Here is a 24,320-nt window from a genome sequence, read left to right as displayed (position 1 = left end):
GAGAAACGTCGTGCGCCGAGAAGAAGGCGAGGAGCTGGATCCGGATTCGCTCCCTAAAAACAAATACGGCTTGCCGGACTTTACTGGAGACGATCGCTCCAGCACCATCATCGGCATCATCGTATCTGTGATTTTCCTAGCCGTGATCGCGGCGGCGATTATTCTCTAAGCCCGCCGCCGCGCCCACGGATCATGTAGCTAGCCGCGCATGGGCCACACGGTTGAGACCGTGGAGGAGTCCTTGCCGCGGCTTTCGAAGTATTTCTTCAGGCTCGACTGCGACTCGTAGTACCACACGGCCTGCTGTTCCATGAGCTCATCGGCGTCCATTTGCGCCAGCTCGGGCCACATGCGCAGCTGCTTCCACGCGATGCGCGCCGCGGCGAGGGCATCGGCGGTGGCTTCGTGGGCGTTGTCGAGGCGCACCCCATAAAACTCGCACAGGCTGCCCAGGGTGCGTCGGCCCTTGCGATAGGGATCCTTGGCTTTGTCGATCACATACGGGTCATAGACTAGGCCTTTAATGACGAAGTCCTGGGAGCGTTGGCGCAGAATCGTCAGGTCAAAGGTGCCATTGAAGACCACCAGGCTTTGGCCATCGGACCAGCCTTGATAGATCCGGTCGATGGTCTCACGCAGCACCTCATCGTGCGGGCGGCCATGCTCGCGGGCATAGTCGGTGCTGATTCCGTGCACCTTCGTCGCGGCTTCCGAAATCGGCACGCCCGGATCGGCGAGCAGCTCCAGCGGCTCCACCGAGCGCCCCTTGATGGAGACGATCGCGGAGGTGACAATGTGCGCCTCCATGGGGTCGTTGGTGGTGGTCTCAAGGTCGAAGGTGAGCATGTTCTGCGGATCGAAGTGGTTCATGGTTACTTAGCTTAAACTGCGCACCGGACACTCGGTCGCCACGTGCGGTTGGGGCAGGGCGCGTGACGACGCCATCTCGCGCAACTCTGATGCGTAGTAGCACCACAATCCTGTGGGTGGGCACGCGCTAGACTGTCGGATTGTGACTACAGACGATCTGCGCAAAAAGTGGGACGAGATGGCGACGACTGTGCGCCATCACCGCGAGAAGTACTACAACCAGCAGCCAGAGATCTCGGATGCAGAGTTTGATCAGCTTTTTCGTGCGCTAGAGACCCTGGAGGCCGAGCACCCCGAGCTGCGGGTGCCGGACTCGCCGACCCTGCAGGTGGGCGCGCCGGTGTCGGAATCGTCGAGCTTTGCCAATGTCACGCACCTCGAGCGACTGTATAGCTTGGACAATGTGTTCGCGCTCGATGAGCTGCAGGCCTGGTTGGAGCGCACTCCGGCGCCGGAGTACCTCACAGAGCTGAAAATCGATGGCCTGTCGATCGACTTGGTGTATCGCCAGGGCCAGCTGGAGCGGGCTGCCACGCGCGGCGATGGCCGGGTGGGGGAAGATATCACCGCCAATGCCAAGGTGATCGAGGACATTCCGCATCAGCTGCAGCACAGCGCGGAGTATCCGGTGCCCGAGCTGGTCGAGATCCGCGGCGAGGTGTTTATCGCCATTGAGGACTTCGCCGATGTCAATGCCGCGCGGATCGCAGAAGGCGGCAAGCCCTTCGCTAATCCGCGCAACGCCGCCGCCGGGAGCCTGCGGCAAAAAGACACCGCGGCGGTGCGGCGTAGGAAACTACGCATGGTCTGCCACGGTATCGGCGCCCGCGAGGGCTTTAGCCCCGCCTCCCAGCTCGAGGCCTATGAGGCGATGACGGCCTGGGGGCTGCCGACCTCGCCTTATACCACCACGGCGAGCAGCACGAAGGAGATCATCGCCCAGGTCAATTACTGGGAAAAGCACCGGCACGACGCCGTGTTCGAGCTCGATGGTTTGGTGGTGAAGGTCAATGATCTGCAGCAGCAGCGCGACTATGGCGCGACATCCCGGGCGCCGCGCTGGGCGATCGCCTATAAGTACCCGCCGGAGGAAGTAACCACGACGCTCATCGATATTCGGGCGAGCGTGGGCCGCACCGGGCGAGTCACCCCGTATGCGGTGATGGATCCGGTATTCGTGGCCGGTTCGACGGTGAGCATGGCCACCCTGCACAACCCCGAGGAGGTGGCCCGCAAGGGCGTTCTCATCGGCGATACCGTGGTGATTCGCAAGGCCGGCGAGATCATCCCGGAGGTATTGGGCCCGGTGGCCGATACCCGCGATGGCAGCGAGCGGGAGTATATCTTCCCCACGCTTTGCCCCGAGTGCGGCACGCGACTGCGCCCGGCGAAGGCCGATGACGCTGATTGGCGCTGCCCCAATACCCGTTCGTGCCGCGGGCAGCTCACCGGCCGGCTGTCCTATCTGGCCTCGCGGAGCGCCTTCGATATTGAGGCCCTCGGCGAGAAAGGCGCCCAGGATCTGATCGACCGCGGGATTCTCCGCGACGAAGCTCGGCTCTTCGATCTCAGCGAGGAGGACCTGCGCGCCTCCGCGGTGTATACCACCTCCACCGGCGCGCTCAACGCGAGCGCCAAAAAACTGCTGGATAATCTCGCTGCCTCGACAGGGGTGGAGCTCTGGCGGGTGCTCGTGGCGCTATCTATTCGCCACGTCGGCCCCACCGCCGCTCGTGCGCTCGCCCAGCATTTCGGCTCGATCCCAGCGCTTTTCGACGCTCCCCTGACCGAGATCGCTGAGGTCGAGGGCGTGGGCCAAACGATTGCTGAATCGATCGCCGACTGGTGGCAGGTGGACTGGCACCGGGCCATCGTGGACACCTGGGCTGCGAGCGGGGTGACCATGGAGGAAGATATCTCCGAGCAGGCGGAGCTGCCGCAGCTGCTGGAGGGCATGAGCATCGTGGTCACCGGCACCCTGGAGAATTTCACCCGCGAAGAAGCAAAGGACGCCATTGTCGCGCGCGGCGGCAAAGCGGCGTCCTCGGTATCGAAAAAGACCACCTATGTGGTGGCTGGGGAGAATGCCGGCTCGAAGGAAACCAAGGCCCGCGATCTCGGCCTGGAGATCCTCGACGAGGCGGGCTTTATGCAGCTTTTAGGATTGAGCCAATAACGTGGCCCACGTTGCCGAGGTGCTCGACCTCGCTGGAGAGGAAATCGGGGCCGCCGGGGCGGCCCACCACCAGCAGTAAGTCGCTCTCGCCCAGCGGCACCACCGCTAGCGAGGCATCCAAGAGCGCCCAGCGTTCCGGGACCCATGTTTCTTTCTCGGGGTCGAGCAGGCGGGCGGAATGGACGTTGATCTCCGGGAGATTACCGTCGTCTTCCGGGGCGGCAGTGGAGGCCGCCACACGCCCAGCGGGCCCGAGCACAATGGCCCACCCAGAGGTCATGGTGCGGGGGATGACGTCGACAAGCTCTTTCATGGCTACGTCGATACGCCTAGAGTTTTCGGCGACAGCAGCCAGCATCTTGATCTGGCCGCGGCGATCGACCACGCCCGAGAAGGGGCGCAGCGAATCGATGATCACACCGGGGATTTCCTGCGCGGCGGAGACGATGCTGTCTGGGAGAGTGCCAGAAGGCAAATCCACCACGATGTCATCCATAACGGTGCCGCTGTCGAATTGGTGCACAACATCCACTGATTGGATATTGCCGCCAATGACACCGATCGCCTCAGCAAGCATGCCGAGACTGCCGGGTTCGTCGGGCAGGAGGACTCGTATTAGGTAGGACACACCGTTCATAGTAGCGACTTTTGTGATCTAGGCGGCAGGAGGCGGGGGTCGTGGGGCCGCATGGGGCGGGGCACTCTGCTGCGTAGTAGCCGTAGGTTAAGCTAGGGAAGTTACAGCGAAACCCTAAGAGGAGGACGAATTCACCGTGGCTGATATTTCTCGCAGCGAGGTGGCCCACTTGGCCGACCTTGCCCGGCTAGCCCTAAGCGACGAGGAGCTCGATCACCTCGGCACGCAGATCATCAATATTGTTGATCACGTCGAGGCCGTGCAGGAAGTCGATACCGAAGGCGTCGAGCCGATGAGCCACCCGCACTCGGTATCCACGGGGATGCGTGAGGACGTGGTGAAGCCCTCGCTGACCCCGGAGCAGGCACTTGATCAGGCCCCCGACTCGGCCGAGCAGCGTTTTGCCGTGCCGCGGATTTTGGGCGAATAGAGAAGGGATAGCAACCACATGAGCTCTTATGTTGAATCGAGCGTAGAACTTCTCTCGCTCAGCGCCGCCGACCTGGCCGCCAAGATCCACTCCGGCGAGGTATCGTCCCGCGAGGTCACCCAGGCCTTCCTTGATCGCATTGCGGAGGTCGACGGAGATATCGGCGCCTATCTGCATGTCGGCGCCGAGCAGGCCTTGGCGGCCGCCGATGCCGTGGATGAGTCTCTCGCCCGCGGCGAGCAGCCCGCCTCGGCCCTGGCCGGTGTTCCCTTGGCGCTGAAGGATGTCTTCGTTACCACCGACGCCCCCACCACGGCGGGCTCGAAAATGCTTGAGGGCTATATGAGCCCCTACGACGCCACGGTGACCCGCAAGCTGCGCGAGGCGGGTATTCCGATTCTCGGAAAAACCAACATGGACGAGTTCGCTATGGGCTCCTCCACCGAGAACTCGGCCTATAAACTCACCCGCAACCCCTATGACACCGAGCGCACCCCAGGTGGCTCCGGCGGCGGTTCGGCGGCGGCACTGGCATCGTTGCAGGCCCCGCTGGCGATCGGCACCGACACCGGCGGCTCGATCCGGCAGCCCGCCGCGCTGACCAACACCGTGGGCGTGAAGCCCACCTATGGCACGGTCTCGCGCTATGGCCTGATCGCCTGCGCCTCCTCCCTGGACCAGGGCGGCCCCGCCGCCCGCACCGTGCTCGACACCGCGCTGCTGCACGAAGTCATCGCCGGCGAGGACCCCTTCGACGCCACCTCCGTGAACAAGCCCGTCGCCCCCGTGGTCGACGCCGCCACCAAGGGCGCCCACGGCGACCTCAGCGGCGTGACCGTGGGCTGCCCCAAGCAGTTCATCCGTGATGGCTACCAAACCGGTGTTCTCGAGACCATCGACGCCTCCCTCGAGCAGCTCAAGCAGCAGGGAGCAACGATCGTCGAGGTGGATTGCCCCAGCTTCGACCACGCGCTCAACGCCTACTACCTGATCCAAACCTCGGAGATCTCCTCCAACCTGGCGCGCTTCGACGGCATGCGCTACGGACTACGCACCGGCGACGATGGCACCCACTCCGCCAACGACGTCATGGCCATGTCCCGCGCCGCCGGCTTCGGCGACGAGGTCAAACGCCGCATCATTCTCGGCACCTACACCCTCTCGGTGGGCTACTACGACGCCTACTACCTGCAGGCCCAGCGCGTGCGCACCATGATCGCCCGCGACTTCGCTCGCGCCTTCGAAACCGTCGACGTCATCGCCGGCCCCGTCACCCCGACCACCGCCTTCAAACTGGGCGACAAGATCGACGACCCGCTGGCCATGTACAACTTCGACCTCTTCACCCTGCCCTTGAACCTGGCAGGCCTGGCCGGTATGTCGGTTCCCGCCGGCATGGCTTCTGACAGCGGCCTTCCCGTCGGCCTCCAGCTGATGGCACCCGCCTTCTGCGACGACCGCCTTTACACAGTCGGCGCCGCCTTCGAGGCTGGGCGTTCTTAAGTAGTTCTTGCGCCGGCCGATGTTCCGGTTGGCGCTACTGATACGGCGCGGCACACCTGCGACACCAGGTGCGCCGCGCCTTCTGCTACTACGCAGTAGAGCACTGCGTGCCTACATGAGGCTGCCCCATGGCGCTCTCGATCGGGCTTGCGCACCGATATTCGGCGGCTGGTGGCGTCGAAAAGCGCTGGTGAAAACGCTACGCTGAGGGGTATGAGTGTGCGACTATTCAGCGCGGTGTATCCCAGTGCGCCCGCCCGCGATCATCTGGCCGCTGCGCTGCGTAGTCTCTCCGCGGCGGGGCAGCTGCGGTGGAGCGAGCCGTGCAGTTGGCATATCACGTGCCAGTTCTATGGCGAGATGCCCAGCGGGAGTATCGACACGGTGCAGCAGCACCTGGCGGAGTCGCTTCGGGACACACCGGCGTTTCGGTTGTCGCTGCGCGGGGCGGGGGAGTTCCACGGCCGCTATCTGTGGATCGGGGTGGGAGACGGCAGACGCGAGATGACCGAGTGCATGCGGCGGTGCGTGCTGCCTGGAATCGAACCGGACCATATCACCCCGCGCCCGCATCTCACGGTGGCTCGCATGCGGCGGGGGCGAACACAGGCTCATCGAGGCGGGCCAGAGAAGACGCCCGCTGTATCGCTTACTGCAGAAATCGCCCAGGATTGTGCGCTCTATGCGGGTCCCAGCTTCCTCGTGGATCGGGTAGACGTGCTGGTCTCCGAGCTGGGGGCGGGCCCACGTGGCGGCGCGCTGCATCGCCGTGTGGGAAGCATTCCGCTCGCCCAGTGATGAAGGAGACAGATAGTCGGCGTGACCGTAAGCGCGCGGCGAGGTGACTGCGGGTAGTGGGGCGCTGGCGGCGGGGCGAGGGGCGCCCACAGAAAAAAAACCACGCGCCGCAGCTGGACATGCCTGACTTGAGGCATGGGCCGTGGCGCGTGGGATGTGCGGTGAAAAGCGGTGTTAGGCGTTATCGTTGAGCGCCCAAGCAGCGCCAGCGGTGGCGGCGGTGACAGACAGCACGGCAGGCCATGCGCCGATCTTCTTCGCCAACGGGTGGGAGAGGCCGAAACCAGCAACGTAGAGTCCGGTCAGCCCGGTAGCGACCACACCGCCGCTCTTCTTGTACCAGCTTCGGGCCGCATAGCCGCCGGCGGCAGCAAGGACAGCCCCGCCAAGGGGGCGGATCAAGGTTTCCCGGGCGGTGAGCCAGCCACCGATCAGGCCGACGGTGACCATGGCGGCAGTATTGACGTTCTCAGCTTTTTTCAGGTTCATACCGGCTATCGTAGCCCGCGACAGCAGCCGGTGGGGTGAACCGAGGCGGCGATCGGGGGTGAGCCACTCTGTTGCGTAGTAGCACCGTGAGACTAACGAGTCTGGGCTGGCGCGATGGGGCCGGCGGGGGAGCAGGGGCATCGGAGTAGACTGGCGTGCCATGTCTACTCCTCGTTTTCCCGCACGGGATACCTGCGCGGCTCGGGCGCGGTCTGCTGCGGCTGCTGGCCCCGAGATGGCGTCGACAAGCGCTGATGCCGCGCGGCCTGGTCAGAGGCCCACGGCGCCGATGGAGCAGGAGAGTCTCCGGCCGCAGTGGAAAGCGCTGGCGGCGCTGTGCATCGGTTTCTTTATGATTCTGCTGGATCAGACCATCGTGGCGGTGGCGACCCCGCAGCTATATGCGCAGCTCGATGCGACGCTTACCGAAGTGGTGTGGGTGACCAGTAGCTATCTGCTGTGTTTTGCGGTGCCGCTTTTGGTGACCGGGCGCCTAGGAGATCGGTATGGGCAGCGCGAGGTCTACATGGTGGGCATGGCGGTGTTTACGCTGTCCTCGCTGGCGTGCGGGTTGTCGCAGTCGGTGCATGCGCTGATCATCGCCCGGGCGGTGCAGGGCATTGGTGCGGCGCTATTGACCCCGCAAACGATGAGTGTGATTAACCGGATCTTTCCGCGTCATCGCCGCGGCGCCGCCATGGGCGTGTGGGGTGCGGTGGCGGGTTTGGCGAACCTCGCCGGCCCGCTGCTCGGCGGGCTGCTGGTGTCCCGTTTCGGATGGCAGTGGATTTTCTTCGTCAATGTGCCCATCGGTGTGGTCTCGATTGTGTTGGTGTGGGCCTGGGTGCCCGCACTGGAGCGGGTGGCGCGGCGGATTGATCTCGCGAGCGTGGCGATCAGCATGATCGGTATGTTCGCGTTGGTCTTCGCGGTGCAGCAGGGGCCTGCCCTCCACTACGCACCAGTGGTGTGGGTGTTGTTCGCCCTGGCGCTCTTATGCGTAGTAGCATTCATCGCGCTGCAACGCCGCGCCGCCCGCGCCCAGCGCGACCCCCTGGTTCCGCTGCAGATTTTCGGCTACCGCAACTTCTCGATCGGGGCGTTCTCGATCGCCATGATGGGCTTTTGTGTGAACTCGATGATGCTGCCGGTGATGCTGTTTCTGCAGTCCACCCACGGGATGAGCGCCCAGCAGGCCAGTTTCCTGCTGATCCCGATGGCGCTTGTGGCCTTCGTGCTCGCCCCGGTGACAGGGCGCATGTCCGACCGGGTGCATCCGCGCACGATGTCGCTGGTGGGTTTCGGCGGCTGCGTGCTTGTGCTTGGGGCGATGACGGGGCTGATGCTTATCGACGCCGCCCCGCTGCTGCTGATGATCCCGCTCACTCTTTTCGGTGTGGCGAGCGCGTTCGTGTGGGCCCCCAACTCGGTGGCGACCATGCGGGAGCTGACCCCGGAGCTCTCCGGTGCGGGCTCGGGGGTGTATAACACTACGCGTCAGCTTGGTTCGGTGATCGGCGCCGCCGCTGTGGGGGCGGTGCTATCGACGAGCGTGGCGCTCGCGATGTCCTTGCCGATGCTGGCGATGATCTGTGGATTAGTGACTGTAAGCAAATACACGTTTCCGAAACCGGAAAATACGCTGTCCGATCGGGCATAACACAAAGATAAGGACTAGACTGAAACGCATGCGTATTGCGACTCTGACTTCTGGTGGCGACTGCCCCGGCCTGAATGCTGTTATCCGCGGTATCGTTCGTACTGCGACCGCCGAGTATGGTTCCACGGTGGTGGGATACCAAGACGGCTGGGTGGGCCTGCTTGAGGATCGCCGCACCCAGCTCTATGACGACGAGAGTATTGACCGCATCCTGCTGCGCGGCGGCACCATTTTGGGTACCGGCCGTTTGCACCCGAACCAGTTCCGCGAGGGGATCGATCAAGTCAAGGCGAACCTGGAGGATGCGGGCATTGACGCCCTGATTCCGATCGGCGGCGAGGGAACTCTCAAGGGCGCGAAGTGGCTCTCCGATAACGGCATCCCCGTGGTGGGTGTGCCGAAAACCATTGACAATGACGTCAATGGCACGGACTACACCTTCGGTTTCGACACCGCAGTGTCTGTGGCCACCGATGCCATCGACCGTCTCCACACCACCGCTGAATCCCATAACCGCGTGATGATCGTGGAGGTCATGGGCCGCCACGTGGGCTGGATTGCCTTGCACGCCGGCATGGCCGGCGGCGCCCACTACATCGTGGTTCCGGAGCATCCCTTCGACATCAATGACATTTGTAAGCGCATGGAACGCCGCTTCCAGATGGGCGAGAAATACGGCATTATCGTCGTCGCCGAGGGAGCGCTGCCCAAGGAGGGCACCATGGACTTCGATGAGGGCGAGGAAGACCAGTTCGGCCACAAGACCTTCAATGGTATCGGCCAGGTCATCGGCGAGGAGATCAAAAAGCGCCTCGGCCAGGATGTGCGCACCACCGTGCTGGGGCATATCCAGCGCGGCGGCACCCCGACTGCTTTCGACCGTGTGCTCGCCACCCGCTATGGCGTGCACGCCGCCCGCGCCTGCCACACTGGCGACTTCGGCAAGTCGGTGGCGTTGCGCGGTGAGCACATCGAGCTGGTGGATCTCGATGTTGCTGTGGGCAAGCTGAAGAGCGTGCCCGAGGGACGCTACCGCACTGCTCAGGCGCTGTTTGGCTAAAGAGTAGAAGGATCATGGCCCGCATGGATATCTCCGTGCGGGCCATGAACTATTATGGGGTGCTATGACGCAAGCGGATTTTGACCTGATGGACTTCGAGGATGTCCTCGCCACCTACGATCCCGTGATGGGGCTTGAGGTGCATGTGGAGCTGTCGACAGAGACCAAAATGTTCTCGGCGAGCTCCGCGCATTTCGGAGACACCCCGAACTCGAATGTGGATCCGGTGAGCTTGGGCCTGCCCGGGGCGCTGCCGGTAGTTAATGCCAAGGGCGTGGAATGGGCGATCAAGATTGGCTTGGCGTTGAATTGTTCGATCGCGGAGTCCTCGCGCTTCGCCCGCAAGAACTACTTCTATCCGGACCAGCCGAAGAATTACCAGATCTCGCAGTACGATGAGCCGATCGCCTATGACGGCTACCTCGATGTGGTGCTCGATGATGGCGAGGTGTTCCGCGTCGAGATCGAGCGCGCTCATATGGAGGAAGATACCGCCAAGCTGACCCACATCGGCGGCGCCGACGGACGCCTCCAGGGCGCTACCTCCTCGCTGGTTGATTGCAACCGAGCCGGTGTGCCGCTTATTGAGATCGTGACCAAGCCGATTGAAGGCGCCGGTGCCCGCACCCCTGAGGTGGCCCGCGCCTATGTGTCTGCGCTGCGTGATCTCGTCAAGGCCCTTGGGGTCTCCGATGCTCGCATGGACCAGGGCTCTATGCGTTGTGACGCCAACCTGTCCCTGCGCCCCATCGGGCAAAGCGAGTTCGGCACCCGCACCGAGACCAAAAACATCAACTCGGTGCGGTCCGTGGAACAGGCCGTGCGCTTCGAGATGCAGCGCCAGGCTGCGGTGCTGCAGGATGGGGGCTCGATCCGCCAGGAGACTCGCCACTATCAGGAAACTGATGGCACGACCACGCAGGGTCGCCGCAAGGAAACCGCCGATGACTACCGCTACTTCAATGACCCTGACCTGCCGCCGGTGGTTGCACCGCGCGAGTGGGTAGAGGAGATCCGCGCGACGTTGCCGGAGCTGCCGTGGGTGCGTCGGGCGCGCTTGCAGGAGGAATGGGAGCTATCGGATGCCGCCATGCGTGATCTGGTGAACGCAGGCGCCCTCGATCTCATCGTCGCCACCATGGATGCGGGCACCACCTCTGCTGAAGCCCGTTCGTGGTGGGTGTCCTATCTGTCCCAAAAGGCCAATGAGCTCGAGGTCGATCTTGAGCAGCTGGCCATCACCCCCGAGCAGGTCGCCGAAGTTGTGGGTATGATCAACGAGGGCAAGCTCACCAACAAGCTCGCCCGCCAGGCCGTTGATGGCGTGCTCGCCGGCGAGGGCAGCGTCTCCGAGGTTGTGTCCCAGCGCGGCCTGGAAGTCATGCGCGACGACGGCACCATCGAGAAGGCCGTCGACGAGGCCCTGGCTGCCAACCCTGACATCGTGGAAAAGTACAAGGCCGGCAACAAAAAGGTCACCGGTGCCATCGTCGGCGCCGTGATGAAGGCTACCCGCGGCAAGGCCGACCCGGCGGTAGTCAACCAGCTCATCGCTTCGAAGCTACAGTAACTACGCAGCAGAGCTGCCGGCAGCGACCTCGCGAGAGGTGCTGCCGGCTTTTTTCGTGCGCGCAGCGTGGGTGGATTGGTGTGTGGGTAAAAGGGACTACGCATCAGCGGTGGCGGCGTGTTTTCCCTGTGTGCGCTCTGATGCGTAGTGCCTACCCGAAAGCGTCGATGACCGCACAACCATCGTCCTAGGCTGTGCATAAATTTCGCGCAATCCACAAGTCAGTCGCGTGGCGGGGCGAAAGCGTGGCGGAGGGGGCGCGGATTTGTCACAGTGCTGTCAACACACACAACGACGAGCATTGTTGCCATGGGGGACACACGATGACCGCACTTATCGATGAAATTAGCCAGTACGAGGCCTTTTTGCTTCGTCTCACCGAAGAATTGGAATCAGGGGTGGAGGAGTTCGACCACGTTATAGCCACCTATCAGAGATTGGAGCAGCTTCAAGACCTGAAAGCCCACACTGATGTTTTGCTCGCGCACCGCGTCCGAAGCGAGAAGGCTGTTGCTGTGGCTGGTACGAAAAAGCCCGTGCGGTTTTTACAAGACACCCTGGGGTGGTCGAAAACGCGGGCCTCGAATGTGTCTACCCAGGCGGCACGGTTGTATGGGCCGATAAAGGACGCACCGCCGGAGGATGAGCCGGCTCACGAGACGGCGCAGCGCGTTGAAGAGGCTCGCCAGTTGCGGGCTTTGAGCGTCGATAAGCTGCGGCGACACCGGTTGAGCGCCGATATGCGCCGGCTTATTGAAACGAGTTTGGCTGGATTACGCACGAAAGATGCGCGCATTCGCGAATCGATTCGCCTCGAGGCAATCAGCTATGGCGCCGAGCATTCCTATGATGACACCCGTGAACTGCTGATTCTGCGCGTGCGCCGGGTCAATAGTTCGCTACCTGAGGCTGACCGTGATAGCGCCGCTTCTCGACGCTTAACTATCACCAAACCCGGAACCGATGGCAATGTGGGGATATTCGGGCGTATTGCGCCCGATGCGGCGGCAGTCCTCACAGATCAGGTCGATCGAGAAATGAGAAAGCCTCGCCCCAAGGGGGATCAGCGTTCTTATCACCAACGCTACGAAGAGGCGTTTAGCGCCGTCATTAAACGCGGCACAGGGAATGCAGACAGCACACTGGTGGTGTGCATTTCGCCGAAAGATTTCACCCACTGCGATTACGCCAATGCCGGTATCGAGCACCCCACCAACACAGGTATTCCGTTGACCACTGAGCAAGTCATGGCGCTCGGCATGAAAAAATACGGATTCCTTGCAGTCCATGATCCGCATACTGGCGATGTTCTTCGGTTGGGAAGATTCGAGCGCTGCGCCAATATTTTTCAGCGCATTGCCTTGGCTGCGGCGCAGAATGTGTGCTCACATCCTGGGTGCTCGACGCCCATTTCCAAATGCGAAATTCACCATATCGAGCCCTATGCGCAGGGTGGGGCGACGGATATTGAGAATCTCACCTGTCTTTGTCGCATCCACCACAGCGACAACGATGACACCCGCGCCCACCACAGCAAACATCATGCAGCGCGGGACCCCAAGACGGGGCGAGTAGGTGCGACCCGCGGGGCACACGCCGCAGAATCCAGCCCAGAAGTCCACGTCAACGACTCCGTGGCAGCGCAGCAAGCACCTGGTGCAAAAGTGCGGGCCCAGCCTTGGCCCGAGCCGTGTGCCTATCACAGCTAGGACACCGCCACCGACGCTCAGAGTTAGCGTTGCACCACGCCACGCGAGAACTCCACCCAGGGAGCCCCTAGGAGGTGGGGCGGGCGAGGAGAGGAGACGGCTTTGCGAGGTGGGTGTACACCGTGCGGGCGGCGTCGTTAAGGCGCGCGGGGCTTAGTCGCTTGCGAAGCGTTCAGTTACTCCCAGGTATGCCCGGAGAGTCAGTTCCAGGTCTTCGAGATGCAGGTGCTCGTCGTGGGCGTGCAGCTGGGCCTGGACTTCGCCGAGCGTGCGCCCCGTAGCATGTGCTGCAAAGCCATAGCCGACGCCGCCCATTTTACGGGCGAAGCGTAAGTCTGAACCCCCTGAAGCAATGATGGGCAGAACCTGTTCCTCGGGGAAGAGCTCGGCCAAAGTTGCGCTGATCGCGTCGTAGAGCGGTGAATCGGTGGGGGATACTGTGGCATCTTCGCAGATCAGCCGTTCGATGCGGCAGTGACTACGCAGCTCGCCAATGGCTTCGAGAAGATAGGCATCCACATCGTCTTGGGTCATGCCTGGTGTGGGGCGGATATCCAGATCCACATACCCAGATGAGGGAAGAACATTGATGGGGCCGCCGGCACGAACAACTGTGGGAGCGACAGTGGTGTGGGAGATTGCATGGGCGAAGCGGGACATCTCGCCGAACGGGCTGTAATCGTCCGTCTCGTGGGCAAGAAATGCCCGCTCAGTCTCGGGATCGAAACCAAAGGCACGGACGAACGGCTCCCAGAGGGGTTGATCAGAAGGGATAGACAATGCGGCTAGCCGGGTGGTGACTTCGCCCAGGATGCCCGTGGTCATTGTTGTTCCCCACGGAGTCGATGCGTGCCCAGGATCTCCGGTGAAGTGAATACGTCGCTGGGCAGCTCCTTTCTCGCCGGCGTTGACTACTACGCAGCGCGACGTGCCATTGAGCACGATGTGCCCACCGCCGGTCTCACCGAGGCAATGATCAAAAGAAAGGGCATCGGGTTGGTTCTCGGCGATCCAACCCGCACCGAGTCCACCGCGTGCCTCTTCATCGGCGAGAGCAGCAAATTGGATTGGGCGGCGAAGATGATTCTGTGCGGCAGCCCATTTAGTCACAACAGCTTGCACTGCAGTGATGAACAACATGTCTACTGCGCCCCGGCCGTAGATCTTGCCGTCTTCGATCACCGCGTCGAAGCAGGGTTTGGTCCAGTGCTGTTCGTCGACGACAACGACGTCGGTGTGGCCGAAGAAGGTAAGAGGGGCGAGCCCCTCATCTTTGGCTGGGGCGGCAGTAACGATGAGAGTGGTGCGACCTGGGCTGGGCTCAATGCTTTCAATTGAGAGGCGCTCACGAACCTCGGCCGGAGCATCGGAGAAGAACTCACGGAGGGTCTCGGCGGTACGCTTCTCGTTGCCCGAGCCGGGAGTGAAATCGTTGACGCACGCGTTGCGGATCAGTGCGCGAAGTAGGTCAAGAGTGGAGTCGTAGAGCTGATGCGTAGTCATCTTCCCCATATTATGGGCTAGCAGCGGCAATGGGGGAGAGGCTCTGTTTCGTAGTAGCACGATCGCCACTGTCGCAGGCACACTGGGAGCATGTCATTCACAGTAGAAGCACCCCAGTCCTATCAACCCGCGCCGGACCGTTACGAGTCCATGAACTATCGCCGGGTGGGTAATTCAGGCCTAAAATTGCCGCCCCTCTCGCTCGGGTTGTGGCATAACTTCGGCGATGACCGTCGTCTCGATGTGCAGCGAGATATTGTGCGTAGTGCCTTTGATCTTGGCGTCACACACTTCGACCTCGCCAACAACTACGGGCCGCCCGCAGGCTCCGCGGAGCGCAACTTCGGCGAGATTCTGCGTAGCGACTTCGCAGGGCATCGTGATGAGATGATCATCAGCTCGAAGGCAGGGTGGAACATGTGGCCCGGCCCCTACGGGTTTGGTGGCTCGCGCAAGTACTTGATGTCCTCGCTGGATCAATCGCTAGACCGGTTGGGAGTGGATTACGTGGACATCTTTTACCACCATCGCCCCGATCCGGATACACCGTTGGAGGAGACGATGTATGCCCTGCGCGATATTGTCGCCTCCGGAAAAGCGCTCTATGTGGGTATTTCTTCCTATGGGCCAGAGCTGACGGCAGAAGCAGCCTCGATCATGCAGGAGGAAGGCTGCCCGCTGCTGATCCATCAGCCGAGCTATTCGATTGTGAACCGCTGGGTCGAAGAACCCGGCGAGGACGGCGAGTCCCTGCTTGAATCCGCTGCCGACAACGGGCTCGGGGTGATTGCTTTCTCGCCGCTGGCTCAGGGACTACTGACCGACCGCTATCTCGACGGCGTGCCCGCCGATTCCCGCGCGGCCGAGAAGGGCTCTTTTGGCGAAAGCATGCTCTCCGAGAGCAATCTATCCATGGTGCGGGCCCTGGACGACATTGCGCGCGAGCGCGGGCAAAGCCTCGCCCAAATGGCCATCGCCTGGGTATTGCGCGAGCAAGGTGATTTCGGTGAGCTGACTGTGGCCTCGGCCCTGGTGGGTGCATCGTCTGCGCAACAGCTGCGCCACAACGTGGCGGCTCTGGATAATCTGGACTTCACAGACGCCGAGCTGGCCGCCATCGACGAGGCCTCCGATGATGCCGGAATCAATATTTGGGCCGGGGCGACCGCGTCGAAGAAAAAGTAACTACGCAGAAGAGCGAGCAACCACGCGGCCACGAGCCATCGGGTTGAAAAACGCGAGGTGGCGTCGATAATGCTTGTCGACGCCACCTCGCATGCGCTTCACACGCTAGTGCAAGGCCAATCGCACCGTGATGATCACCATGACAATGCCGATGGCGAAGTTGAGTCGGCGCCAATTCTGTGGCTTCGACAGCGGCCGGGCTAGCGCACGCGCACCGAAACCGATGGTGGGAAACCACAACACGCTTGCTGCCAGGGCACCGGCGGAAAATTCCCAACGGCCGACGGGGCCGAATTGGTTGGCGAGCCCGCCCAGCATGACCAGCGTGTCGATATAGGCGGCCGGGTTGAACCAGGTGAACACCAGCGCGGCGATAACCGGCCTGAGCCACGGTTTTTCGGAGGTAGTGATGCGACTGCGGCGCTTGGTGGCAACACTGCCGCCGGAGACGTAGCCACTGCCGTGATCGCTGTGCTCTTCGCCGATGTCGGTGCGGCGGAAAGAGGTGTCCTGGAGTGCGCCTGCCTCGGCGATGATCTCGGGGGTGTTGTGCGTAGTAGCATCCTCGCCACGCAGATCCATCTCTTCGGGATCGCGTACATCCGTGGTGCGTAGTGCGCCTGCCTTCGGAGCGAGCGAATCTCGGAAACAGGTGTAGGCAAAGTAGCTGAGATACACCACCCCAGCCCACTTCAGGGCGACGAGCGCGGTGGGGGCCTTCTCGACGAGCACGCCCATTCCAGCGGTGCCGCCCAGAATGAGCAGAATGTCGGAGAGGAGGCAGACGGCGACGACCGCGCCCACGGCGACTCCTTTAACACCTTGTTTGAGCAGGAGCGCGTTCTGCGGTCCGATCGCGATGATCAGGGACAATCCAACGAAAAAGCCATTCAGTGCAATCACGTACTCAATATTCTTGCACTCCACGCGTGAAGGAAAATTAAGTATTCTTCACCTGCGTTAAAATTGCTTCATGGACAACGTCAAGCTGAACACGCTCCTCGCCGTCGTCGATGAAGGCAGCTTCGAAGCAGCCGCCTCACGGCTCGGCATCAGCCCCTCGGCGGTCAGCCAGCGAATCAAAGCGCTGGAAAACACGATCGGGCGGGTACTGCTCAAACGCGCCAACCCCGTCCGCGCCACCGAGGCAGGAGAAATCCTCGTCCAGGCGGGCCGCCGCATGGCACTGCTGCAGGCCGAAACCAACGCCCAACTACGCGGGCGACTCGGCCGCGTGCCCCTAGCCATCGCCATTAACGCCGACTCACTCTCCACCTGGTTTCGGCCGGTGCTTGCCGACGTCGCCTCCTGGAATAGCGCGTCATTGCGACTACGCATCGAAGACGAATCCCATTCCCGCAACCTCTTGCGCCGCGGTGACGTCCTCGGCGCCGTCACCCGCGAAGCCGAGGCCGTCTCCGGCTGTGAATCCCACTATCTCGGCGTCATGCGCTATCGCGCGGCCGCGCATCCCCGGCTCCTCGACACCTACACCCGCCCCGACGGCAGCCTCGACTGGGCCTCGATGCCCGCGCTGCGCTACGGCCCCAATGACGAGCTCCAAGAACACGACCTGCTTGGGCGACTACGCAGTGGCGAAGACGGCCGCCACCGCAGCATCTCCTGGATCCCCTCATCGGAAGATTTCGTCTACGCAGCCCGCGTCGGCCTCGGCTGGGGCCTTCTTCCCGAGACGCAACTACGCCCCCTCCTCGACAGCGGCGACGTGGTCCTGCTTGATGACAGCGTCGAAGAAGTCCACCTCTATTGGCAGCACTGGCGCCTCGAATCACCCATCCTGGGTGCGCTCAGCGACGCTGTCCTGGACGCCGCCACCGCCCTCGAGCAATAACAATCCTGTAAAGGTTCCCTCACACTCACGGCACGCCGGTGAGGAAATCCTTCGTTTCACCAGCTCGGCGCTATACGCTGAGCTGCATGACCAAGCCTGAGAACCCCCGCCCCGACAAGGCCCGTGCCGACGACTTCGGCGAGGACACCGAAATCCCCACTTACAACCCCAAGGATTCCGCGGGCTCGGCCGATGCGCGCCGGGATTCCAAGGACTCCAAGGCCGATGCGCGCCGGGATTCCAAGGACGCCAAGGCTTCGGAGTCGCGTCGTACATCCGATAAGCCTGCGGCTAGCGAGCCCGCAGCGAGTGCGCGCGACGAGGCTCACTCGAAGAAGCAGTCCTCTGCTACTACGCAGCAGAGTTCCACGCCCGAGCCGAAGAAGTCTGGCAAGCGCCCCACGGCGGGCAGTATTTACGAACGCACTGGCCGTGCAGCACCGCAGGCTATTCCACCCCGCGGCCAGGCCGGCCAGCCTGAGCAAGCGCGCGCTGCAGAACCTGCAGAGCCTGCAACACAGCCCGCGAACGACGCACCCGAGCGCGGTGCTGCTCCGGTGCGTAGTAGCACCCCTAGTCGCGAAGAGGACAGCAACGAAACTGTCGTGATGCCCCGCGCCGGCGCAGCCGCCGCGGCCGCTGCCTCTGCTCAGGCCGCCTCGGACAAGCATCCCGAGCGTTCTCGTCCGCTCGCATCGGATGCGCCGACTAGCGCTCGCGACACTCGCGCCACGGAGCCTGAAAGCACGCCGGCACCCGCGGCCCAGCCTGGCTCGGAACGACGCCAACCCCCGCGCCCCGAGCCGACCCGCCCGGCCGCAGAGGAGACTGTGGCTCTTCAGCGCCCTCAGCCGGCAGGCGAGGCGGATTATGACGCGGACTACGCACAAGCGCCGGGCGTGGCCGCAGCATCCGGCGTGGCTGCAGCACCGGCCGCCGGCCCCCAGTGGGTCGAGGGCGACATGGCGGAGCCGGCCGATGATGCCGAACAGCCCTATGACCCGGCGCTGGACCACCGCCGTGGCACCCTGGACTTCGGTATCTTCCTGCTCCGCGTAGGCGTGGGCGCATTGCTGATCCTCGCCGGGGTGAAGACTTTCTTCCAGCTCGGCGACTCCGAGGGTCTGTCTGGGTTGGAAAACGAGTTCAGCGGCTACGCGATGCCGTGGCTGCTATCGGTTGTTCAGCCCAGTCTGCAGCTGCTCGCCGGTGTGTTCTTGCTGCTTGGTCTCTTGACCCCGGTCGCTGCGGCCGTGGGTATTGTCGCCACGTTGTTGTCTGCGCTGCACCAGATCGATGTACTCAATGCGGGTGTGAATCCGTTGAATTGGTCGGGCGAGGTGCTCTTCTGCGTAGTCATGATTCTCGCAGTACTTGCCCTCCAGTTCACCGGCCCGGGCAAGCTATCGCTCGACTTCAACCGCTCGTGGGCGCACCGCCCCTTGCTGAGCTCGTGGCTGTGGGTGCTTGTTGGTGGCGCGGCCGCCGTTGCACTGTGGTGGTTTGGCGCCGGAGTTAATCCGCTGAATTAGCGCCGCAACACATAACCGAAAGGGGCTGGTCGTCACAGACCAGCCCCTTTCTTATTTTGCGCACTACGCACAGCGCTTATCGACGCCTTCTACTCCGCAACCGACACGGCCGCGATATAGCGCCCGCTAGCCCTAGTCGACGATGCGCACAGCTCCCTTATCTGCCGAGGACGCCATGGCGGCATAGGCTTTGAGCGCCTTGCTCACTGCGCGGGGGCGGTCCTGGTGTGGAGTGAAGGGGTTCTCGCGGGAGTTTTCCTCTTCGCGGCGCGCGGCGAGTTCATCCTCGGAGATATCGGCGTGCAGCGTCCGCGAGGCGACGTCGATAAGTATGGGGTCTCCGGTGCGCACGAGGCCGATGGTGCCGCCGGCGGCGGCTTCGGGCGAGACGTGGCCGATGGACAGCCCGGAGGAGCCGCCGGAGAAGCGACCATCGGTGACGAGCGCGCACTTTTTGCCCAAGCCGGCGCCCTTGATGAACGCCGTGGGGTGCAGCATTTCCTGCATGCCGGGGCCGCCGGCGGGGCCTTCGTAGGTGACGAAGAGGACTTCGCCGGGCTGCAGCACCTTGTTCAGGATCACAGACACCGCCTCTTCCTGGGACTCCACGACGCGGGCGGTGCCTTCAAAGTGGAATTGCTCCTCGGAAATACCGGCGGTTTTCAAAATGGCGCCGTCCTCGGCGATGTTGCCCCGCAGCACGCACAGGCCACCTTCGGCGGTATAGGCGTGCTCGACGTCGCGGATGCATCCGCCGGCGGCGTCGGTGTCGAGGCTTTCCCAGCGGTTCGAGGTGGAGAACGGCTGCGTAGTACGTACCTCGCCGGGAGCAGCGTGGAAGAGATCCATTGCTTCTTCGCTCGGATTCTCGGCGCGAATATCCCAGTGGGCGATGTAGTCGGCCAGGGAATCGGAGTGCACCGAGTGGACGGTCTCCTTAAGCAGGCCACCGCGGTAGAGCTCGCCCAAGATGGCGGGGATGCCGCCGGCCCGGTGCACGTCTTCCATGAAGTAGTCGGAATTGGGGGCCACCTTGGACAGGCACGGGGTGCGCCGCGAGATCGCGTCGATATCGTCGAGGGTGAAGTCGATCTCGCCCTCGATGGCGGCGGCCAGAATGTGCAGCACCGTGTTGGTGGAACCGCCCATGGCCACGTCCAGTGTCATGGCGTTGGTGAAGGCATCGCGGTTGGCGATGGCGCGCGGCAACACGGAGTCGTCCTCTTCTGCGTAGTAGCGGTGGGCGATCTCCACGATGCGCTGCCCGGCCCGCTCGAAGAGGCGGCGCCGGTAGGCGTGGGTGGCCAAGGTGGAGCCATTGCCCGGCAGGCTCAGCCCGAGGGCTTCGGTGAGGCAGTTCATCGAGTTGGCGGTGAACATACCGGAGCAGGACCCGCAGGTGGGGCAGGCAGAATTGCTGATTTGCTCGAGGTGGTGATCATCGACGGTGTCATTGGCGGAGGCGGAGATCGCGTCCACCAGATCGGATCCGCGCTTGGCGACGCCATCAACCACAATCGCCTCGCCCGATTCCATGGGGCCACCGGAGACAAAAATGGTGGGGATGTTCAATCGCAGCGCCGCGTTGAGCATGCCTGGGGTGATCTTGTCGCAGTTAGAGATACAGACCAGGGCGTCGGCGGTGTGGGCGTTGACCATGTACTCCACCGAGTCGGCGATGATTTCGCGCGAGGGCAGCGAGTAGAGCATGCCATTGTGGCCCATGGCGATGCCGTCGTCGACGGCGATGGTGTTGAACTCCTTCGGCACACCCCCAGCGGCGCGCACTGCATCGGCCACGATATCGCCGACATTCTTCAGGTGCACATGCCCTGGAACGAACTGAGTATAGGAGTTGGCGATGGCCACGATGGGCTTGCCGAAATCCTCCGGTTTGGTGCCAGTTGCTTGCCAGAGGGCGCGCGCCCCGGCGGCATTGCGGCCGACAGTTGTCACACGTGAGCGAAGGGGAATCATAAGGTGAACACTTCCGAAAATGACGATTGATGGGTGACTACGCTACAGAGTAGAGGGTCAGGCCTGAAAAATTAGTGACGGGGGCAGCTTTAGCGCCCCAGGTTGCGCGAGAGTGCTCGGCTGTTTTATCGGATTTATGCAGCTTATCGACGCTGCGACGCTGCTTTTCTCAACCGCAGAACGAGGGCCAGCGGCGTGTTTTTCCACCACGAATACCGCAGCCGGCGGCAGGGTGTGTGCGGGGGAGTCAGGCTGATGCGTAGTAGCATCCACAGCACGTGTGCGCCCTGGGAAGTTATGCCGCCGGTGGGGGCCGCTCGTAGTATGCGGACAATCGGCGGGGGAGGATGAGACGGATATACGCGCGAGCGACGGTGTGCTCGCCCCATCGATCACCGCCGCCACAGCGCCGCACCAGCTCACCGCACCGCGCCATCGCACCACAGCAGCTACACCAGCTCACCGCCCCACAGCAGCCGCACCTCAGTCTAGTCTTGAGGCTTGTCCTTCTGTTCTGTGGAGGCGTCCCGCTCGGGCTTTTTCTCGCGAAGTTCGCTGCGCCCATCTCTATGGACCACTTCGACCTTCTCTGCGGCGGCGTCGCGCCCTTGGGTGATGGGGTCGGGGATACGGCCTTGGGAGGCGGCTTCCAGTTTGGGCAGGGAATTGAAGGTCACGCCCGGCATGCGGTGCTTCTGGGAGTCGGAGGTGCGCAGCAGGGCTTTGGCCCCGGAAAACTCCACGCCGTCGATGTTGTCCCAGGGCACGGTTGTGGAGGAGCCAAAGGCGGGGGAGATGGTGATGCCCGCCGGCCCCACCAGCGTGGCGGACTTTAGGACGTAATAGATGAAGATCAGCGGCAGTAGCAGGATCCAGCCGAGAAGCAACGGCTGGTAGGCCACGCCTACCAGGGCGATGAGGATCATGATGACGGCCGCGAGGATGTGGCTGCGGTCGGGGCGGAAGGTGGTGACGATCTCGTCGCTTCGTTTGGCAGCACCATCCCGGGTACTCGAGCGGGCAGTATCGGCTCGGCCTGCGGCGTCTGTGCTGCGGGCGCGGGAGGATCGTGCGGGCTTATCTGAGTGTCCGGGGCGTGAGTTCATAGCTGCCTATTCTACGTCCGTCGTCTCGCTGGGATTATTAGCCTCCGAGTTCTCCGGTTCGGACTGCTCTGGCTCTCGGGGCGAGGTGCTTGGAGCAGGCGAGCTGCTAGGGGCGGGCGAGTTTCTGGTGGGGGCCGGGTTGGTGGCGCTGGGCTCGGGTGTCCGATTTGGCTCGCTCGTCGCGGGCGATGGCGTGGTTGAGGCTGGGGTGGAGGGCTGGCTGCTGGAGGTGGTCGGGTCGACGAAGCGGGTCGTGGCCCGCCAGTCCTCGGCTGGCTGCACCGTCAATAGCTTGGTGATCAGCAAGATCAGTGCCGCGATCATCATCAGCGTGGTGGACACGCGCGTCCGTCCGCCGAGCGAGAGTGCCTGCTTCCAGCGCTGCTCGTAGACGTCCGTGCGGAAGATGTGCGTGGGGCCCTGGTCTTCTTCGGCATCGCGCTTATCGACGCCAGGCTCCTCTATCACCGGCGCATCGGTGGCAGGGAAGCTGCGGGTGCGTTCATCGGCCAGGGCGGCAGCCTGCTGAGTCGGTTCCTCGTCGGGCGTCGCTGCGTCCGCAGCGCCAGCAGCAGCCACGCCCGCACCAGCGCCCGCCGCACCAGCAGCAGCCACGCCCGCAGCGCCACCAGCACCAGCAGCAGCGCCAGCCCCGCCAGCGGCGCGTGCCGCATCCTCGGCAGGTTTATTATCGGCGCGGGCGGCGTCGTCAAGCGAAGAACGGGCTGCGAGGGAGTGTGGTGTTTCGAGGGGACGTGTGGTGGCGTCGCGCAGCTCCGCGACGCGCATGCCATCGACGGTGGTGGCGGAGCCGTATTCGTCCCAGAATTCCTTGAGTACTTCGGTGCGGATGGCGCGTTCGACGGCCCATTGGCGGGCGGGATTGACCTGGACGATAAAGCGCATGGTCATCATCCACGGCATGCCGACGATGGTGGGCGGAACGACATCGACGGCGGGATGGACTTCGAGTTCGCCGATGATATCGCGCTTGACTACTGGGTCATTGAGGGCGCGCTCGGCGGCGCTGGTGGAGCGGCTGATGGCAGATTCCACAGAGTCGGATCCCAGTAGCGGCACCGGAAGGACGGCGACAGCCCGGGCCCAGTAGTTGGAATAGTTGATGCACACGCGGGCTGTACCGTTCGGGACGGTGACGTTTTCGCCGTTGAGGGTGCGGATCTTGGTGGCGCGCATGGTGATCTGCATGACGTCGCCTTCGACGCTGATGCCATTGCCTTCGAATTGCACCCAGTCGCCGACACCATATTGCTTCTCGGTGATGATGAAAAAGCCCGCGAGGAAGTCGCCAATGAGGGCTTGGGCGCCAAAACCGAGGGCAGCAGAAATGACGGTCGCCGGCACAGCGGCACCCACGAGCGAGAGACCTAGGGTCTTGAAGAAGACGAGGATGAGGAGGAAGTAGGCGATACCTTGGCCGATATAGACGGCCGCGCCGACGAGCGCGAGACTGGCCTTGCGGTCTTCCTCGGAGTCCTCCCATTTGGATTGCACGTAGCGGTTGATGAGCCTGCCGACTCGGGGCACGAGTAGTCCCAAAAGAATGAGGAGGATAAGGGTGAGACCTTGGCTGACGATCCAGTCGAGCGTTTGATAGAAGATGTACTGAGCTTGAGTGAGCATGGTGGTTTCTAAAATAGTCGTTTCCCGCGGTGTGGCCAACGAGTTATTAGCGCTTATCGACGCCCACCCGCAGCCACCCTGACCTGCTCTCATCTAACTCTCAGCCGCATTTTTTAGTTCCGCCGCCACCGTGGTGCTGGCGCTGTCCGCGGTTGCCGGCAGAGCGCCCGCTATCGCCGCAGCATGCGGCCGCGCTGGGGGAGTGGCGCGTCGGCCGTGGCCGGACCGCTTCGGCCGCGCTGCCGTCTGATGGGGGTAGTTTCTGTGAATTGTGTGTGAGTTCCGAGGGCTGCTGTGTATTATTGCCGCATGACCAACATTCGACTTGTACTCGTAATTACCGAGCGGCGCGCGCCGTAGCGGTCGGTACTAGTCGTCCCATATAGCACGCGCCCTCGACGGACTCGAACACCAGACGAGTTCCCGCCGAGGGTTTTGGTTTATCAGCGGTCTGTGTCCCTCCATCACCCCCCGAGGCGCCGCTGAGTGCTACGACATAATTACACAGCTGATGTTTCACTCCCCGCCGGCAGGATATGCCCACCCGCGCCTCTATCTTTCGGTGTGCTGGTGGGACAACTCTGCTGCGTAGTACATAGCAAGTGACAGCAACGAACAA

20 protein-coding genes are annotated in these 24,320 nt (G+C 62.9%); 12 read left to right on the top strand and 8 right to left on the bottom strand.

Going from position 1 to position 24,320, the window contains the following annotated elements:
* Window positions 1-10 precede the first annotated feature (10 nt).
* Window positions 11-169, top strand: a complete 159-nt coding sequence (locus KR227_RS03555; protein WP_192796162.1) for a hypothetical protein — start codon at window positions 11-13, stop codon at window positions 167-169.
* 29 nt (window positions 170-198) lie between these two features.
* Here the strand turns inward: KR227_RS03555 and KR227_RS03550 are convergent, their stop codons facing one another.
* The gene (locus KR227_RS03550; RefSeq protein ID WP_218363760.1) at window positions 199-870 is read right to left on the bottom strand and encodes a 3'-5' exonuclease; all 672 of its coding nucleotides are present in this window, start codon (window positions 868-870) and stop codon (window positions 199-201) included.
* Between the two features lie 142 nt (window positions 871-1,012).
* On the opposite strand from KR227_RS03550, the gene ligA reads away from it, so the two are divergent.
* A complete protein-coding gene (gene ligA, locus KR227_RS03545) occupies window positions 1,013-3,046 on the top strand; it encodes an NAD-dependent DNA ligase LigA (RefSeq protein WP_218363759.1) in 2,034 nt (677 codons plus the stop codon).
* On the opposite strand, the gene KR227_RS03540 is transcribed toward ligA, so the two are convergent.
* Window positions 3,018-3,674 carry an amino acid-binding ACT domain protein gene (locus tag KR227_RS03540; protein WP_218363758.1) on the bottom strand — a complete coding sequence of 219 codons (657 nt, stop codon included), beginning with the start codon at window positions 3,672-3,674 and terminating at the stop codon, window positions 3,018-3,020. The two genes, ligA and KR227_RS03540, sit on opposite strands and share 29 nt — an antisense overlap.
* 145 nt (window positions 3,675-3,819) lie before the next feature.
* On the opposite strand from KR227_RS03540, the gene gatC reads away from it, so the two are divergent.
* The 3 genes from gatC (at window position 3,820) to thpR (ending at window position 6,414) form a co-directional block, all read left to right on the top strand.
* Complete coding sequence (gene gatC, locus KR227_RS03535; protein WP_151529985.1) at window positions 3,820-4,113, top strand: Asp-tRNA(Asn)/Glu-tRNA(Gln) amidotransferase subunit GatC; 294 nt, start codon at window positions 3,820-3,822, stop codon at window positions 4,111-4,113.
* A gap of 18 nt (window positions 4,114-4,131) precedes the next feature.
* A complete protein-coding gene (gene gatA, locus KR227_RS03530; RefSeq protein ID WP_218363757.1) occupies window positions 4,132-5,616 on the top strand; it encodes an Asp-tRNA(Asn)/Glu-tRNA(Gln) amidotransferase subunit GatA in 1,485 nt (494 codons plus the stop codon).
* A 213-nt stretch (window positions 5,617-5,829) separates the two neighbouring features.
* The gene (gene thpR / locus KR227_RS03525) at window positions 5,830-6,414 is read left to right on the top strand and encodes an RNA 2',3'-cyclic phosphodiesterase (protein ID WP_218363756.1); all 585 of its coding nucleotides are present in this window, start codon (window positions 5,830-5,832) and stop codon (window positions 6,412-6,414) included.
* Window positions 6,415-6,588: 174 nt separating this feature from the next.
* Here thpR and KR227_RS03520 read toward each other — a convergent pair whose 3' ends face one another.
* Window positions 6,589-6,903, bottom strand: a complete 315-nt coding sequence (locus tag KR227_RS03520; protein WP_218363755.1) for a hypothetical protein — start codon at window positions 6,901-6,903, stop codon at window positions 6,589-6,591.
* 160 nt (window positions 6,904-7,063) lie between these two features.
* On the opposite strand from KR227_RS03520, the gene KR227_RS03515 reads away from it, so the two are divergent.
* From KR227_RS03515 to KR227_RS03500, 4 genes are all read left to right on the top strand, one after another.
* The gene (locus KR227_RS03515; RefSeq protein WP_255549086.1) at window positions 7,064-8,563 is read left to right on the top strand and encodes a DHA2 family efflux MFS transporter permease subunit; all 1,500 of its coding nucleotides are present in this window, start codon (window positions 7,064-7,066) and stop codon (window positions 8,561-8,563) included.
* A gap of 28 nt (window positions 8,564-8,591) precedes the next feature.
* Entirely contained in the window at window positions 8,592-9,623 is a 1,032-nt protein-coding gene (locus tag KR227_RS03510) for a 6-phosphofructokinase (protein ID WP_218363754.1), read from the top strand.
* Window positions 9,624-9,687: 64 nt separating this feature from the next.
* Window positions 9,688-11,193 (top strand): Asp-tRNA(Asn)/Glu-tRNA(Gln) amidotransferase subunit GatB, encoded by a 1,506-nt coding sequence (gene gatB / locus KR227_RS03505; protein WP_218363753.1) that lies wholly within the window; start codon window positions 9,688-9,690, stop codon window positions 11,191-11,193.
* Between the two features lie 323 nt (window positions 11,194-11,516).
* A complete protein-coding gene (locus tag KR227_RS03500) occupies window positions 11,517-12,902 on the top strand; it encodes an HNH endonuclease signature motif containing protein (protein WP_218363752.1) in 1,386 nt (461 codons plus the stop codon).
* A 153-nt stretch (window positions 12,903-13,055) separates the two neighbouring features.
* On the opposite strand, the gene KR227_RS03495 is transcribed toward KR227_RS03500, so the two are convergent.
* Complete coding sequence (locus KR227_RS03495) at window positions 13,056-14,414, bottom strand: M20/M25/M40 family metallo-hydrolase (protein ID WP_218363751.1); 1,359 nt, start codon at window positions 14,412-14,414, stop codon at window positions 13,056-13,058.
* 81 nt (window positions 14,415-14,495) lie between these two features.
* On the opposite strand from KR227_RS03495, the gene mgrA reads away from it, so the two are divergent.
* A complete protein-coding gene (gene mgrA / locus KR227_RS03490) occupies window positions 14,496-15,590 on the top strand; it encodes an L-glyceraldehyde 3-phosphate reductase (protein ID WP_218363750.1) in 1,095 nt (364 codons plus the stop codon).
* Between the two features lie 105 nt (window positions 15,591-15,695).
* Here mgrA and KR227_RS03485 read toward each other — a convergent pair whose 3' ends face one another.
* The gene (locus tag KR227_RS03485) at window positions 15,696-16,493 is read right to left on the bottom strand and encodes a LysE family transporter (RefSeq protein WP_218363749.1); all 798 of its coding nucleotides are present in this window, start codon (window positions 16,491-16,493) and stop codon (window positions 15,696-15,698) included.
* Between the two features lie 70 nt (window positions 16,494-16,563).
* Between KR227_RS03485 and KR227_RS03480 the strand changes: the two genes are divergently transcribed.
* Together KR227_RS03480 and KR227_RS03475 are read left to right on the top strand one after the other, a co-directional pair.
* A complete protein-coding gene (locus KR227_RS03480; protein ID WP_218363748.1) occupies window positions 16,564-17,442 on the top strand; it encodes a LysR family transcriptional regulator ArgP in 879 nt (292 codons plus the stop codon).
* Window positions 17,443-17,528: 86 nt separating this feature from the next.
* Window positions 17,529-18,974, top strand: coding sequence for a DoxX family membrane protein (locus KR227_RS03475; RefSeq protein WP_218363747.1), 1,446 nt, complete (start codon window positions 17,529-17,531; stop codon window positions 18,972-18,974).
* 132 nt (window positions 18,975-19,106) lie between these two features.
* Here the strand turns inward: KR227_RS03475 and ilvD are convergent, their stop codons facing one another.
* From ilvD to KR227_RS03460, 3 genes are all read right to left on the bottom strand, one after another.
* Entirely contained in the window at window positions 19,107-20,951 is a 1,845-nt protein-coding gene (gene ilvD / locus KR227_RS03470; protein WP_218363746.1) for a dihydroxy-acid dehydratase, read from the bottom strand.
* A gap of 488 nt (window positions 20,952-21,439) precedes the next feature.
* A complete protein-coding gene (locus KR227_RS03465) occupies window positions 21,440-22,057 on the bottom strand; it encodes a PH domain-containing protein (protein ID WP_218363745.1) in 618 nt (205 codons plus the stop codon).
* Window positions 22,058-22,063: 6 nt separating this feature from the next.
* Window positions 22,064-23,701, bottom strand: a complete 1,638-nt coding sequence (locus tag KR227_RS03460; protein ID WP_218363744.1) for a mechanosensitive ion channel family protein — start codon at window positions 23,699-23,701, stop codon at window positions 22,064-22,066.
* Between the last annotated feature and the right edge of the window lie 619 nt (window positions 23,702-24,320).

This window comes from Corynebacterium sp. TAE3-ERU30 (genome assembly GCF_019209925.1).
Taxonomy (GTDB): domain Bacteria; phylum Actinomycetota; class Actinomycetes; order Mycobacteriales; family Mycobacteriaceae; genus Corynebacterium; species Corynebacterium megadyptis.
The sequence above is the reverse complement of the archived record's forward strand: the minus strand, read 5'-3'. Positions and strand labels throughout refer to the sequence as shown.